This window comes from Nocardia otitidiscaviarum (assembly GCF_007362295.1).
In the GTDB taxonomy this organism is placed as follows: Bacteria; Actinomycetota; Actinomycetes; order Mycobacteriales; family Mycobacteriaceae; genus Nocardia; species Nocardia otitidiscaviarum.
Map to the genome: position 1 here is coordinate 3,237,309 of NZ_CP041695.1, position 14,336 is coordinate 3,251,644.

Genomic DNA, 14,336 nt, shown 5'->3' on the forward strand with positions numbered 1-14,336 from the left:
GTATGCCGGTCTCGAAAAACTGACCGGTACGGCCTTACGATCTTGGGGAGCCGCCGTATCCGACCGATGAGTTTCGATCGGGCGCGGCGTCTACCTGGGTAGGTAACCCCGAGGAGGTCGCGTGGATCTGCCCGTCATGCCGCCGGTCAAACCGATGCTGGCGAAATCGGTGTCCGCCATTCCGGAGGAGCCCGGACTGCTGTTCGAGCCCAAATGGGACGGTTTCCGCTGCATCGTCTTCCGCGACGGACCCGAGATCGAACTCGGCTCCCGCAACGACCGTCCGCTCACCCGGTACTTCCCCGAACTGGTGGAACTGCTGGCCGCCGCACTGCCCGAGAAATGCGTGGTCGACGGCGAGATCGTGGTGGTCACCGAACACGGCCTGGATTTCGACACCCTGCAGCAGCGGCTGCATCCGGCGGCGTCGCGGGTGAACAAGCTGGCGGTGGAGACCCCGGCCAGTTTCGTGGGCTTCGACCTGCTGGCGCTCGGGGACCGAGATCTCACCGAGGAACCGTTCGAACAGCGGCGGCGACTGCTGGAGACGGTGCTCGACGGCGGCTTCTCCCGCACCCACCTCACCCCCATCAGCGACGATCCGCAGCAGGCGCGCGACTGGTTCACCCGGTTCGAGGGCGCGGGCTTCGACGGGGTCATGGTCAAGGCCAAGGATCTGCCGTACCTGCAGGACAAGCGGGTCATGCTGAAGGTCAAGCACGAACGCACCGCCGACTGCGTGATCGCCGGATTCCGCTGGCACAAGGACGGCGAAGGCGTCGGCTCACTGCTGCTGGGCCTGTTCGACGACGACGGCCACCTGCACCATGTCGGCGTGGCCAGCAGTTTCACCGCCGCCCGCCGCAAGGAACTGGTGACCGAACTGGAGCCGCTGCGCACGAACGCCCTGGAGAACCACCCGTGGCGGGAGTGGGCCGACGCGGCCGCACAGGCCAAGGCCGAGGGCAAGATGCCCGGCGGGGTCAGCCGCTGGACCGGCGGCAAGGACCTGTCCTGGGAGCCGCTGCGCCCGGAACTGGTCGGCGAGGTGCGCTACGAGCACGTCATGTCCGGGCGCTTGCGCCACGGCGGGCGGCTGGTGCGCTTCCGCACCGACCGCACCCCCGAATCCTGTACCTACGCCCAGCTCGACGAGGTCGCGCCCGCCGAACTGGCCGATATCTTCACCGAGGCGAAAGCCGGCGAGGGAGCACGGTCGTGAGCGGTTCCGTCGAGATCGAGGCGAACGGGCACACCGTCACCATCTCCAATCCGGACAAGATCTACTTCAGCAAACGCGGCGACACCAAACTCGACCTGGTGCGCTACTACCAGGCCGTCGCCGACCCGATCATGAACACCATCAAGGACCGGCCGGTACTGCTGGAGCGGTATCCGGACGGGGCGAGCGGCAAATCCTGGTTTCAGAAGCGGGTGCCCGCCTCGGTGCCCGACTGGTTGCAGACCACCGTCGTGTCCACCCCCAACGGCACCACCAGCGACGCCCTGGTGGCCGCCGACATCGCGCACATCCTGTGGGCGGTCAATCTGGGCTGCCTGGGCTTCCACGTGTGGCCCACCCACGCGGGCGCGGAGGAGACCGGCACCGCGCCGCCGGTCTTCGACGCCGACGGCAACGAACTGCCGCCCACCGGCATCACCGACGAACTGCGCATCGACCTCGATCCCTCTCCCGGTATCGGTTTCGACGACCTGCGCGCGGCCGCGCTGGCCACCCGTGACCTGTGCGAGGAACTCGGCATCGACGTGCGCGTCAAGACCTCCGGCTCGCGCGGCCTGCACCTGTACGCGCTGCTGGAACCGCGCTGGGACGGCTACCAGGTGCGCGCCGCCGCCGTCGCCCTGGCCCGCGAACTGGAACGCCGCCACCCCGACCGCATCACCGCCCAGTGGTGGAAAGAGCAGCGCGGCAGCCGCGTCTTCGTCGACTTCAACCAGAACGCCCCGCACAAAACGGTTTTCGGCGCCTGGTGCGTGCGCCCCAAGGTCGGCGCCCAGGTCTCCACCCCCATCTCCTGGTCCGACCTGGACACCGTCGTCCCCGACGACCTCACCATCGCCACCGTCCCCGACCGCGTCGCCCGCCACGGCGACCCCTGGGCCGACCGCACCCCGCAATCAATCGCCCCGCTGCTCGAGATGTCCGAGCGCGATATGGCCGACGGCCTCATGGACGCACCCTGGCCCCCGGTGTATCCGAAGATGCCCAACGAACCCCCGCGGGTGCAGCCGAGCAAGGCCCGTCGGAACAGCGAGTAGCCGCCTCACGGGAGAATGGCGAAAAGCACTGCGGCAGCGATCGTTTCGATCCAGAAGAACAGCCAGACCGGATAGAACGGCACCGGCTGGTCCACCAGGCGGGAGATGAGCCGACCCGCCGCCATGCCGGCCAGGGCCGCGGCGGTGGTGGCGATGACACCATCGCGCACGCCGCCGGGACCGAAGGCCGCGAGAGCCAGCATGACCGCCACGGCGAGACCGAAACCGCCGTAGACGGCCCGGATCTCGGAACGGCCGTCGGGAGTGTCGACGCGGGTGCCGAAGGGACGAGCGATGGCGGCGGGAGCCACCAGCGCGTAACCGCCCATGGCGAGAAACGCGGCGGCGATGACCAGAACAACGGCTGTGTGCACGGGCGGGACCCTTTCGCGTGGAATGTCACATGCGATGATCACGGGCATGGACAGGGTCGCACTTCCGGAAACGTGCTGTCCGGGCGAAGTGGCGACGATCTGGATCCGATCCGGGTACGCCGCGTATCTGGGGCCGTCGCTGCGATTGGATCCGCATTCGGGGTCGGTGCACTGCGTCGCGGTCGGGATCGACGCGCCGTTCACGGTGCGGGTCGCCGCCGACCAGCGCACAGTGCGCAGCGCGTTCATTCCGGCCCGCACGCGGCATCAGGTGGTGGCGGAGTCGGGGCGGATGCTGTTCTGCTACCTCGAACCGACGCTCCTGAGCGGCGTCGAACGGTGCACGACCGAGACACTGGGCGCGATCGGGCTCACCCACCGTCACGAATCGGCGCTCATCGACCAGATGCGGCAGGCGAATCCGCTCGACCCCGCCGCGCTGCTGCGCCGCATCGCCGACACGGACACACCGGCTGTCACCGACGCCCGCATCCGCGCTACGGTGCGGACGCTCCGCGCCGATCCGGCCGCAACGCTCGGCGCGACCGCCCTCGCCACCGAGGTCGGCCTGTCCACCTCACGGTTCCTGCACCTGTTCTCCGCCCAGACCGGCACCAGCCTGCGCCGCTACCGGCTGTGGTCACGCATGATGCGGGTCGCGGCCGCCGTCGAACGGGGACACGACCTCACCACCGCGGCCAGTGACGCCGGATTCGCGTCGCCGAGTCACTTCAGCGATAGCTTCCACACCATGTTCGGTCTCACCGCGACGACACTGCTGGCCAACGGGACCCGTCTGATCGTCGGACAACCGTAGCGACGGACCTATCGCTCGACCGCCAGTGCGGTGCGATTCAGGATAATCCATTCCTGGCGGACGCCCGCCTCTTCGGTGCCGCCGACGGAAAACGCATCGTAGCCTTTGATGGCGGCGAACTTCCCGCGGTCATACACCTGCCAATACCGTGATTCCAGTTCCTCTTCTCTTTCCGACGCGTCGTGCGGCCGTTCCCCCCTCCGAAGCTCCTCCATCTTCTCGCTGATCGACCGCAATTCCGCTTGCTGCTCGTGGTACAGGTCGAGGTAGTCCACGACCTTCGCGTCGGGCTTCAGCGCCATCCTCAACAATGTTTCCGACCGGTGGTCCGCATATCGCAGCGCCATTCCCACGTCCGGCGTCGCATAAGTACCCTCCCCGTATTGTCCGGTGCCGGGAAAGTACGAGCCCGATTTGAACTCCGCGACGAAACGTGGGTCCGATACGCCGCGGAACAACTCGACACCGCCCGCCGCGACGATCTGGTCCAACTCCTCGCGGGACACCAGGGTGGGCGGGCCGTCGAACCTCTGGCGTCGGTTCACCTCACCCAACGCGCGCCCGCCGTGGTTGGTGCCGTATCCCGCGCCGTCGAGCGCGCGATAGTCGAGATCGTCGATGAGGTCGCGCCCCCGGGTAATGTTCCCGGGTATCGAATATCCGAGCGCGGATTCGCTGTCGTCCGATGGTCCCGGCGATGCCGTGGACGGCTCGTGGTCCGCTTTCACGGTCGCCGCGACCATCGGTCCGATTTCGCGGTCTTCGTGCACGATCGCGTCGACCGCGTCGTGTGGTCCATCGCCACCGATCTGTCGAGAGGTGTCCGAAAAGGCCTCACCGGCCTCGCGGAGCTTCAACACACGATCGCGAATTCCCTTGCACAAATCGATCAAGGCGCTGCTGATGAACACGTGAAACCCCACCCGAAGCGCATACTCCGCAGCCTAGCGGGCTCCCGCCACTGAGAATATCTCCGCCGAAGCATTCCCACCGGCATTCCATCCCACCGTCCGCCCCATCGTCCGCGGGACAGCGGATTCCGGACGCGGCCTGCCCGGTTCGACCGGCCTCGGCGGGTAGGGTCGGCTCAGTGCTGACCAGGACACGACTATTCGCGCTGTTCGCCGTCCCCACCCTGACGTTGACCGGATGCGGGCTCTTCGACGACGACACCACCGAACGGATGACCTCCGTCGCGACCAGCTTCGCCGACGCGCTCACCAATGACGATCCGAGCGCGGCGGCAGCCGTGACCACCGATCCGGCGTCGGCCGCCGCCACGCTGACCGGGCTCTACGACGGACTCGGCACCGATGCGCGGTTCGAGGTGCGCGGGGTCGACACCGACGCCGGGACGTTCACGCTCGCCGCGACCTGGAAGCTCGGTGCGAACGAGTGGAGCTACACCACCACCGGCAAGGCCGCCGATACCGGTGACGGGTTCAAGGTCGCCTGGGATCCGGCCGCCGTGGCACCGGGACTGGACACCGGACCGCTGAGCTACAGCCCGGTCTATCCGGATCCCGCGCGGGTGCTCGACAGCACCGGCGGCGAGCTGATGACGCAGCAGGTGGTGACCCTGGTGAATCTCTCGCCCGGAGTGGACACCGCCGCGGTGGCGAATCTGCTGTCCCCCATCGCCCCCGGCATCACCGCGACGTCGCTGCAATCGGAAATCGATGCGGCACAAGGTAACCCGGTCACGGCGATCACGCTGCGGGAATCCGACCTCGCCCCGATCCGGGATGCGCTGACGGCTCTGCCGAATGTCACCCTGGCACCGCAGACCCGCCTGCTGACCACCGACCGGGACCTGGCCTCCCCCACCCTGTCCGGGCTGTCGGAGCTGTGGCAGCAGCAAGCCGACGCCGCGGCGGGCTGGGCGGTGCGCGCCCGCACCCCGCAGGGCACCGAGCGGGTCGCGGGCCAGGACCCGCGGCCCACCACCGATATCCGCACCACCCTCGACCTGGTTCTGCAACGCGCGGCGGAAGCGGCGCTCACACCCATCACGCAACCGGCCGCCATCGTGGCCTTGCAGCCCTCGACCGGGAATGTGGTTGCCGTGGCACAGAATTCGGCCGCCGACGCAGAAGGACCCATCGCGCTGACCGGCCTGTACCCGCCCGGCTCGACCTTCAAAACGGTGACGGTGTCCGCGGCGCTGCAGGCCGGGTCGGTGACCCCCGACAGTATTGTCGCCTGTCCGGGTTCGGCGAATATCGAGGGCCGCCGCATTCCCAACGACAACAACTTCGACCTCGGCGAGGTCCCGCTGCACACCGCCTTCGCCCGCTCCTGCAACACCACCATGGGCCGACTGGCCGTCGATCTGCCCCCGGATGCCCTCACCACCGCCGCCGCCCAACTCGGTCTGGGCATCGACTATGTCACCCCCGGCCTGACCACCGTCACCGGTTCGGTCCCCACCGCCGACACCCCCGCCCTGCGCGTCGAGGAGGGCATCGGCCAAGGCAAGGTCACCGCCTCCCCGTTCGGCATGGCGTTGGTCGCCGCCGCCCTCGCGCACGGTTCCGTCCCCGCCCCCACCCTGGTCGCGGGCCAGCCCGGCACCCCCGACCGCACCCCGCCCGCACTCCCGGCCGGAATCGCCGACCAGGTGAAAACCATGATGCGCGAAACGATCACCGACGGCACCGCCACCCAACTGCGCGACATCCCCGGCCTGCTCGGCAAGACCGGCACCGCCGAATTCATCGACGACACCCACGCCCACGGCTGGTTCGTCGGCATAGACGGCGACCTCGCCTTCGCGGTCTTCGTCTACGACGCCAACAGTTCCGGCCCGGCCGTCGACGCGGCGGGCCGGATGCTGCGGCAGCGCTGAGGTTTCAGCGGACCGCACGACACACCGCCCGCTGTCCGCCAGCTCCGGCGGCAACCGACAGCGGGACGGATCTCGCGGCGACGCAGGCTCACTCCCACGACCGGAGCGGCCGCGAACCGCCGGGGTTCGCGGCCGCCGAGTGCCCGGCGGCGGTGCGGCTACCGGGCACGGCGAGCATCAGTGGGCGACGCCGGCCGTCCGGGGTGTGTCACCGGTGGCGGTGGGCAGCGCGGCTCGCGGGCGTTCGGTCAGCAGCAGTACCGCGGTCAGCACCACGAGCCCCACCGCCGAGCCGTGCACGGCCAATGCCGTTGCCGCGGTGCCGCCGTGCGTGACGACCGCCAGCGCGTCGCCGAACGGTATCGCGGCGTTGATCAGCACCACCCAGCCGAGCAGCCGGCGGTGGCCGAGGGCGAGCAGCAGGAACGTGACGACGGCGACCGCGATGTCACGCGCGCCCTTGACGACGAAGTAGCCGTCGGCGTTGCCGGTCGGCCACGGCTCGATACCGAAACCTTGTGGGGCGCCGGCGGGATCGAGCAGGAAGCTCAGCCCGAAGTACAACGGTGCGGCCGCGCAGAGCACGGCCATCAGGGTGGTCCAGCGATATCTCGTCATGATCGTTTCCTCGGTTTCTCGGATCAGGCCGCGCGGACGCGGCGGATGTGACGGGCGTAGCGGGGACGGCCTACGGTGTGCCAGATGGCGCGCACCGGTGCGGGAAGACCACCGAGCAGCTTGGCTCTCTCGCTGCGGTCGGCCTCCTCCAGGACGAGACCGAACAGCGTGAGCAGGGTGAGCTTGGGCGTATTGGCCACCAGGTGATCGCCCAGCGACGCCCATTCCCGCTCGGAGATGTGGTCGGCCGCCAGCGGAAGCAGCGTCGTCTCCTCGTCGTCGAGATGTTCGAGCAACACCGCCCGGTGATCGACGAGTACCGCCACGACCGTGTCGCGTTCGTCGGCTCCCGCCCCGGCCTCCCACGCCGGGACCGCGGTGTCGAGCGCGGCCAAGGTGGCTTCCACCCGCTCGTGCTGCGCCTGCATGCGCAGCACGACGTCCGCTTCCAGATCGACCCGGGCCAGCAGCGGTGGCCACAACAGCTCGTCCTCGCCCTCGTGGTGGTTCTTCAGCCCCAGCCGGTAGTCGCGGAAATGGTCGGCGATCACCTTGGCGCGCACCGTATCTCCCGGGGCGACCGCCGCGACCAGTTCCGTCAGCAGCCGTGACTCGCGCCGGAAGGCGCGGTGCACGATCTTCATGTCCTGAGTGTCGACGCTCATCTGTTCCTGTCCTTCGACCGTTGTGTTCGACGGGTTCGAGACTGCGCCCGGCGGTTTGGAAGGCACTAGCAGCCGACTTGGAACCCGTAACCCGGCCACGCGTACGATGAGCCCGTCATGGTCTTGATCCGGGTATTGGGTTCGTTCGCGGCCGAGACCGACGGCGAATCCCTTCCCCTCGGCGGGCCGCGGCAGCGCGGCGTACTCGCCCTGCTGGTGGCCGCGCGCGGTCAGGTCGTACCGGTCGACCGGATGGTCGAGGACCTGTGGCGCGGCGAACCGCCCGCGCGCGCTCTGGCGTCGTTGCAGGCCTACATCTCCAACCTGCGCCGCCTGCTCGAACCCGGCCGCGCGCCGCGGACACCGGCTCGCTCGCTGGTGAGCGCATCGCCCGGCTACGCGTTGCGGCTGCCGCGAAAAGCGGTGGACGCATGGCGATTCGAGGAACTGCTCGACCAGGCCCGCGCGCTCACCGACCCCCGTGACATTCGGGGTCACCTGGACGAGGCGTTGGCGCTGTGGCGGGGGCCGGCGTTCGCCGAGGTCGCCGACGAGCCGTGGGCCGTCGCCGAAATCGCTCGCCTCGACGAGCTGCGCCTGATCGCCCGCGAACTGCACATCGCGGCGGGACTGCGGCTCGGCCGTCCCGCGACGGTGGTTCCCGACACCGAACGCCTCACCCGCGACCATCCGCTGCGTGAGGAGGGCTGGCGCCTGCACGCCCTCGCCCTGTGGAGCAGCGGCCGCCAAGCCGACGCCCTGGCCGCACTGCGCCGCGCCCGCACCCTCCTCGCCGACGAACTGGGCCTCGACCCCGGACCGGGCCTGGTGGCGCTGGAAGAAGCGATCCTCACCCAACGCACCGACGTGCTGCGCCAGGCCGTCTCCCCACCCGCCTCCGACCCACCCGCCGCCGATGCGGCCCGACCCCCGGTGGCCACGCCAGCACCGCCCTCCGGTGACAATCCGGAGGCGACCACGTTCGTGGGCCGCGACGCCGAGTTTTCGGCGTTGCTGGCGGCCGCCGATGCGGCCACCACCGGCGGGGTGCGCGTCGCATTCGTCACCGGGGAGGCCGGACTCGGCAAATCGACCCTGCTCGAGCATCTCGCCGCGCGGCTGGTACGCCACGGGTGGCTGGTGGCCGCCGGACGCTGCCCCGACGTGGACAGCGCACCGCCCGCGTGGGCGTGGGTGGAGGTGCTGCGGTCGGTGGCCGGAAGCGTCGCGCCGGGAGCGTTCGCCGCCGACCTCGCGCCGCTGCTCCGCGATTCCGCGGCGGTGGTCGGTGACGTGGCGGTGGCCGGTGACGCCGCCGCCGGACGATTCCGGCTGCGGCAGGCCGTGTGGTCCTGGTTCTCGGCGTGCGCCGCCGACCGTCCGGTCGCCGTCGTCCTGGACGACCTGCACTGGGCCGACGCCGCCACCCTCGAACTGCTCGGCGGAATCGTCGACGCGCGGGGTCCGATCCTGGTCGTCGCGGCGTACCGCGCGGACGAAAGCGAGCGGCTCACCGCAACGCTGGCATCCCTCGCCCGCACCGCACCCCTGCGGCTGGACCTGCCCGGACTCGATCGCGCCGCCGTCGCCGAACTGGTACGCGCCGAGTGCCGCGCCGACGACGCGACCGTCACCGGCATCGCCGAACGCACCGGCGGCAATCCGTTCTATGTGCGCGAGACCGCGCGGCTGCTGAATGGTGAGGGCGCGCTCATGGCGCTGTCCGAGGTCCCCGAGGGTGTCCGGGATGTGCTGCGACGCCGGTTCGCGCGGCTGCCCGAGAGCGGTGTGTCCGTCCTGCGACTGGCGGCGGTGGCGGGCCGGGAAAGCTCGGTGGACGTGCTCGTGCGCGCCGCCGACACCGATGAGGACGGCGTCCTGGACGCACTCGACGCGGGCGTCATCGCCGGATTGCTCGACGAACCCGCGCCCGGGCGGGTCCGGTTCGTGCACGCGCTGGTCAGGGACACCTTGCTGACCGATGTGAGCCGACTGCGGACCACCAGGATGCACGCCCGGATCGCTGCGGCCCTGGCGGGCAGCGGCGACATCGCGGCCCTGGCCCATCACCACGCGCGCGCGGGATCGCCGCAGGCCGTCGGCTACTGCGTGCGGGCCGCCGAACTGGCCGAGGCCCGGTATGCCCACGATGTCGCCGCCGGACTCCTCACCGACGCCGTCGCCAACTCCACCCACCCGGACGAGCGCGTCGACCTGCTCGGCAGGCTGCTACGCGCGCAGGTCAGGGCCGGGGCCTTCGCCGCGGCCCGGGATACCCGACAGCAGGCCGTGGAGTACGCCGAATCGCTCGGGCGCGACGATCTGATGATCGCCGCGTTCACGGCCTGGACCGAGCCCACCCCCTGGCAGTCCCGTCCCTACGGCACGGTCGACCGTCCGATCGTCGACCGGCTCGATCGTCTGCTCGCGCGCGCCGATCTCGCTCCCGAGGTGCGGGCACACCTGCTCATCGCGTACTCCCACGAGCTGGTGGGCGAGGCCGATCCGACGGTCATGGCGGCCGCGCGGGAAGCCCTGGACCTCGCCACCACTCCCCGGCTGCGCGCCGCGGCGCTGCTGGTGCTGGCGCGTGACTCCGGGCGGCCGGAGTACTCCCGTGCGCTGGTGGAGCTCAGTGTCGAGCACGATCTGCCGGTCTACCGCGTGACCGGGCTGCTCGACCAGGCCGCGAGCGCCGCCGCGGCCAACGACCCGGCGACCATGCGCCGCCTGACCGAGGAGGCCTTGGCTCTCGCCCGCGCCTACCGGATGCCGGAAGCGATCGGTGTGGCCGAGGTCGCGCTGGCGACACTGGTGCTCATCGAGGGCCGGTCCGCCGAGGCCGAACGCCGCTACGCCGAGGCCAACGAACGCATGGAACGCGCCGGATCGGTGCACGCCACCGGCTTCCTTCGCCTCGCGCTGGCGGTGATCCGGCTCAACGACGGCACGCTCGGCGACCATCTGGACGAGGTGCGCGCTCTGCACGCGGCGTACGGCCCGATGGCCGCCGACCTGCTCGTGCTCGCCCTGCACGCCGCCGGCCGCACCGAGGAGGCCCGCCTCCTCCGCACATCGCGGCATCCGATCCGGCCCGACTTCTTCTACACCTTCCTGACGAGTCTGCGGGCGATGGCGGCGGTCGCCCTGAACGACCGCGACGCCGCCGCGCGGATCTACGCGGACCTGCTGCCCCACCGAGACGGCCCTCCGGCTGGTGCGGCGAGCCTGTCGCTGGCCGTCCGTCCGGTCGCCCACACGCTCGGTGAACTCGCTCTCCTGCTCGGCCACACCGGCGAGGCCGCCGCCCACTTCACCCGGGCCGCCGTCATCGCCGACCGGTGGAACGCCCCGCACTGGTCGACCGCCGCCCGAATCCACGCCGAGGGTGCTCACGGCGGTCCCGATTCACCGTAGCGCGTGTTCGGAGCGATTTCGTGGTCTGCGAAAACCTGTTGGCGGACCACGGCGACCGCTGTTACCTTTCCGGAGGCCGTGCCAGAGAACGAGGAGGTGGTATCCGTGAACGCAGTATCGACATGGGTGCTCCCCTCCGGGGTCGCGGTCGGGCGATAGGTCGTCCGGGAGCGCCGTTCACAAGCACTCCCGAAAGGCACGACTGTGCAACCCCTTTCTGAAAAGCGCCGCGCCGACGACAGGGCGCCCGAGCGCGAATTCACCGCGTCGCACGCCCCGGGCAGCGACCACCCGCCCCTGAGGTTCGATGTGATCGTTGCCGGGTGCGGGCCGACCGGCGCGATGCTGGCAGCCGAACTGCGGCTGCACGATGTGCGAGTACTGGTTCTGGAGAAGGAAACCGAGCCCGCATCGTTCGTCCGCATCGTCAGTCTCCATATGCGCAGTCTCGAGCTGATGGCGATGCGCGGACTGCTGGATCGCATTCTCGAACGCGGACGACGACGTCCGGTCGATGGCATCTTCGCAGCCATCGCCAAGCCCGCGCCCGAATGCCTGGATTCCGCGCACCCCTATCTGCTCGGTATCCCGCAGCAGGTACTCGTCAACTTGCTCAAAGAACATGCGATCGAACTGGGCGCGCAGATCCGGCGCGGTTGCGCGGTCGCCGGTTTCGACCAGGACGACGAGGGGGTGACCGTCCACCTGGCCAACGGGGAACAGGTGCGGTCGCGATATCTCGTCGGATGCGACGGTGCGCGCAGCACCACGCGCAAACTTCTCGGCGTCGGTTTTCCCGGCGAGCCCTCACGCAACGACACGCTGCACGGCGAGATGGAGGTGGGTGTGCCGCACGAGCATATCGCCGCCAAGATGGCTGAGATCCGTGGGACTGCTCAGCGGTTCTTTCTCCGTCCTGTCGGCGAAGGGCTCTACAGCGTCGTAGTCCCCGCTGCGGGAATCACCGATCGCACGGAACCACCCACCCTCGAGGATTTCCGACAACAGTTGCGCGCCATCGCTGGAACCGACTTCGGCGTGCACTCGCCGCGCTGGCTGTCCCGCTTCGGGGATGCCACCCGGCTGGCCGAGCGTTACCGGGTCGGTCGAGTACTGCTGGCGGGCGATGCGGCGCACATCCACCCGCCCACCGGCGGGCAGGGACTCAACCTGGGCGTTCAGGACGCATTCAATCTCGGCTGGAAACTGGCCGGCCACATCCGCGGCTGGGCGCCGGAAGCCTTGCTGGACACCTACCAGACCGAACGCCAACCAGTCGCCGCGGATGTGCTTGACAACACCCGCGCTCAGATGGAATTGCTCTCCGCTGAACCGGGCGCGCAGGCGGTGCGCAGGCTGCTCACTGAACTGATGGACTTCGACGTGGTGAACCGGCACCTGATCGAGAAGATCACCGCGATCGACGTCCGCTACGACGTCGGCGACGGCCCCGACCTTCTCGGCCGCCGCCTGCGCGACATCGACCTGACACAGGGCCACCTCTACGATCTGCTGCATCGCGGCCGCGGCCTGCTGCTGGATCGCACCGTACGCCTGACCGTCGACGGTTGGTCAGACCGCGTCGATTACCTTGCCGATCCCGTTGCGGTACTGGATGTTCCGTGCGTCCTGCTCCGCCCGGACGGCCACGTCGCGTGGATCGGTGACGATCAGCAGGGCGTCAACGACCACCTCACCCGATGGTTCGGTAACCCCGCCACCGATTTCGCGCCTGAACGAACCGGAAGCCCACACTGAGGATCGAGTTCGGCGCGATAGCCGAACTCGCCGACGGGAAACCGGTGGACTCGGTGGCGTCCCGCCTGATAGTCACTGAATCCATGCTGGTGACCTCACGCTCCGCGGCCGAGTACCGCGCCATGTTCGATCTGTCGGACGCGGACCTGAACGGGTGGGTGCTCGACTGCTGCGCGGGCGGAGCCAGTTTCGCCGCCGAGACCGGACAGCGGGTGGTGGCCGCCGATCCGGTGTACGCGGTCGGGGTGGATGAGGTCGAGGCGCGCGTGTCGGCGGGGCTGCGCGAGGGTGACGACATGATCGACGCGCACGCGGAATGCTTCGAATGGGGGTGGTACGGCGATATCGAGAGCCGTCGGTCGATGCGTCACGTGGCGGGAGCGCGCTTCCTCGCGGACCTGCGCGCACGACCCGGACGCTACGTCGCGGCGGCGCTGCCCCAACTCCCGTTCGCCACCGCCGCTTTCGACCTGGTGCTCTGCTCACATCTGCTGTTCACCTGGGCCGACCGGTTGGGTGAGGACTGGCATCGGCGCGCGCTCCACGAGCTGCTGCGGGTCAGCCGCGGTGAGGTGCGGGTGTATCCGCTGGTGGTGCAGGCGACCGGGGAGCCGGTCGTCTTCCTCGACCGGCTGCGCGCGGAGCTGCACTCCCGCGGCCACCGCACCGAGTTGCGGGAGGTGACCTACCGGTTCCAGCGCGGCGCGCACCACATGCTGCGAATCCAGATGGCGCACCGGCCGATTCGCGCACGACGCCGCTGATACGAATCCCGCCGCCCACCGGCGCGACAACCTGGCCCGCGCCCGCCCGCCGCTTCCACGGTCGGGCGTGAACGTCGGTTCACCGCCAGCCCACCAGGTCCGCCGCCCGCTGAGCGATGGCCTTGCCGAGTTCGGTCCGGATTCAGTTGTCGCCGTGCACGTTCGGGAACGTCTCGGTGATGAGGGTGCGCAGCATGTCGGCGAGCAGGTTGTGCACCTGCTCGCGGGTCAGGCTGCCGCGCACGATCCATTCGCGGCCCGCGGCCTTCACCAGGCCGCCGTAGCAGCGCACCAGGGCGCGCAGCTCGTCGCTGTGCAGCGATTCCTCGAGCCCCATCATCCGCACCACCCGATCGGCGGCGGCGGTATCGGCCTCGTCGAGGATGCGCTGCACTTCCGGATCGTCGCCGATGCCCTCGTGGCCGGTGACCTTCACCCAGGTGTGGCCGTGCTCGCCGATGGTGTCGAGCAGCCACGCCACGCTGGCGTCCACGCGGTCGCGCATGGTGCCGGTGGGCACGGTCATGGCCTCGGGGCGCGGCAGGGTGACCATGCGGCGCACCACCGCCAGGTACAGGTCACGCTTGTTCCCGAAGTAGTGATTGATCAGGCCGCGCGCCACTCCGGCGCGCTGCGCCAGTTCGGCGGTGGAGACCGCCGCGTACGGCCGTTCCCCGAACATGTCGATGGCGCAGGCGAGGATCTGGGCGCGGCGTTCGTCGGGCTCGAGGCGACGGCGACGCGACGGCGTGTCGGCACCCTCGGCCGCGGTGGCGTCGAGCACCGTCGCCTCGA

Annotated in this window: 12 protein-coding genes; 7 read left to right on the plus strand and 5 right to left on the minus strand. The window is 69.8% G+C overall.

What is annotated here, in order from left to right:
* The first annotated feature begins 121 nt into the window (after window positions 1-121).
* Both FOH10_RS14285 and FOH10_RS14290 read left to right on the plus strand, forming a co-directional pair.
* A complete protein-coding gene (locus FOH10_RS14285) occupies window positions 122-1,222 on the plus strand; it encodes an ATP-dependent DNA ligase (protein ID WP_186000832.1) in 1,101 nt (366 codons plus the stop codon).
* Entirely contained in the window at window positions 1,219-2,280 is a 1,062-nt protein-coding gene (locus tag FOH10_RS14290) for a DNA polymerase domain-containing protein (protein ID WP_143981074.1), read from the plus strand. Before FOH10_RS14285 ends, FOH10_RS14290 begins: the two co-directional genes overlap by 4 nt.
* Window positions 2,281-2,285: 5 nt before the next feature.
* Here the strand turns inward: FOH10_RS14290 and FOH10_RS14295 are convergent, their stop codons facing one another.
* Window positions 2,286-2,654, minus strand: a complete 369-nt coding sequence (locus FOH10_RS14295; RefSeq protein ID WP_143981075.1) for a DUF4345 family protein — start codon at window positions 2,652-2,654, stop codon at window positions 2,286-2,288.
* A gap of 46 nt (window positions 2,655-2,700) precedes the next feature.
* Here FOH10_RS14295 and FOH10_RS14300 point away from each other — a divergent pair, with 46 nt between their 5' ends.
* Window positions 2,701-3,471: a helix-turn-helix domain-containing protein gene (locus tag FOH10_RS14300; RefSeq protein ID WP_143981076.1), complete on the plus strand. Its 771-nt coding sequence runs from the start codon at window positions 2,701-2,703 to the stop codon at window positions 3,469-3,471.
* An 8-nt stretch (window positions 3,472-3,479) separates the two neighbouring features.
* Here the strand turns inward: FOH10_RS14300 and FOH10_RS14305 are convergent, their stop codons facing one another.
* Window positions 3,480-4,382: a hypothetical protein gene (locus FOH10_RS14305; RefSeq protein ID WP_143981077.1), complete on the minus strand. Its 903-nt coding sequence runs from the start codon at window positions 4,380-4,382 to the stop codon at window positions 3,480-3,482.
* A gap of 179 nt (window positions 4,383-4,561) precedes the next feature.
* Between FOH10_RS14305 and FOH10_RS14310 the strand changes: the two genes are divergently transcribed.
* Window positions 4,562-6,319, plus strand: a complete 1,758-nt coding sequence (locus tag FOH10_RS14310; RefSeq protein ID WP_425326142.1) for a penicillin-binding transpeptidase domain-containing protein — start codon at window positions 4,562-4,564, stop codon at window positions 6,317-6,319.
* A 177-nt stretch (window positions 6,320-6,496) separates the two neighbouring features.
* Here FOH10_RS14310 and FOH10_RS14315 read toward each other — a convergent pair whose 3' ends face one another.
* Together FOH10_RS14315 and FOH10_RS14320 are read right to left on the minus strand one after the other, a co-directional pair.
* Entirely contained in the window at window positions 6,497-6,937 is a 441-nt protein-coding gene (locus tag FOH10_RS14315; RefSeq protein ID WP_143981078.1) for a DUF4267 domain-containing protein, read from the minus strand.
* A gap of 23 nt (window positions 6,938-6,960) precedes the next feature.
* Window positions 6,961-7,602 (minus strand): hemerythrin domain-containing protein, encoded by a 642-nt coding sequence (locus FOH10_RS14320; protein ID WP_143981079.1) that lies wholly within the window; start codon window positions 7,600-7,602, stop codon window positions 6,961-6,963.
* Between the two features lie 117 nt (window positions 7,603-7,719).
* Here FOH10_RS14320 and FOH10_RS14325 point away from each other — a divergent pair, with 117 nt between their 5' ends.
* From FOH10_RS14325 to FOH10_RS14335, 3 genes are all read left to right on the plus strand, one after another.
* Window positions 7,720-11,019, plus strand: coding sequence for an ATP-binding protein (locus FOH10_RS14325; protein ID WP_143981080.1), 3,300 nt, complete (start codon window positions 7,720-7,722; stop codon window positions 11,017-11,019).
* Between the two features lie 342 nt (window positions 11,020-11,361).
* Entirely contained in the window at window positions 11,362-12,777 is a 1,416-nt protein-coding gene (locus FOH10_RS14330; protein ID WP_221938033.1) for an FAD-dependent monooxygenase, read from the plus strand.
* 83 nt (window positions 12,778-12,860) lie between these two features.
* A complete protein-coding gene (locus tag FOH10_RS14335; RefSeq protein WP_221937972.1) occupies window positions 12,861-13,541 on the plus strand; it encodes a methyltransferase domain-containing protein in 681 nt (226 codons plus the stop codon).
* Window positions 13,542-13,683: 142 nt separating this feature from the next.
* On the opposite strand, the gene FOH10_RS14340 is transcribed toward FOH10_RS14335, so the two are convergent.
* Window positions 13,684-14,325 (minus strand): TetR/AcrR family transcriptional regulator, encoded by a 642-nt coding sequence (locus FOH10_RS14340; protein ID WP_143984091.1) that lies wholly within the window; start codon window positions 14,323-14,325, stop codon window positions 13,684-13,686.
* Window positions 14,326-14,336: the final 11 nt, after the last annotated feature.

What these genes read in the sequence shown, in the direction of transcription:
- FOH10_RS14330 (WP_221938033.1), top strand. Translation starts at nt 11,362, where the DNA reads ATGCTGGCAGCCGAACTGCGGCTGCACGATGTGCGAGTACTGGTTCTG.
- FOH10_RS14315 (WP_143981078.1), bottom strand. Translation starts at nt 6,937, where the DNA reads ATGACGAGATATCGCTGGACCACCCTGATGGCCGTGCTCTGCGCGGCC.
- FOH10_RS14300 (WP_143981076.1), top strand. Translation starts at nt 2,701, where the DNA reads ATGGACAGGGTCGCACTTCCGGAAACGTGCTGTCCGGGCGAAGTGGCG.
- FOH10_RS14325 (WP_143981080.1), top strand. Translation starts at nt 7,720, where the DNA reads ATGGTCTTGATCCGGGTATTGGGTTCGTTCGCGGCCGAGACCGACGGC.
- FOH10_RS14320 (WP_143981079.1), bottom strand. Translation starts at nt 7,602, where the DNA reads ATGAGCGTCGACACTCAGGACATGAAGATCGTGCACCGCGCCTTCCGG.
- FOH10_RS14335 (WP_221937972.1), top strand. Translation starts at nt 12,861, where the DNA reads ATGCTGGTGACCTCACGCTCCGCGGCCGAGTACCGCGCCATGTTCGAT.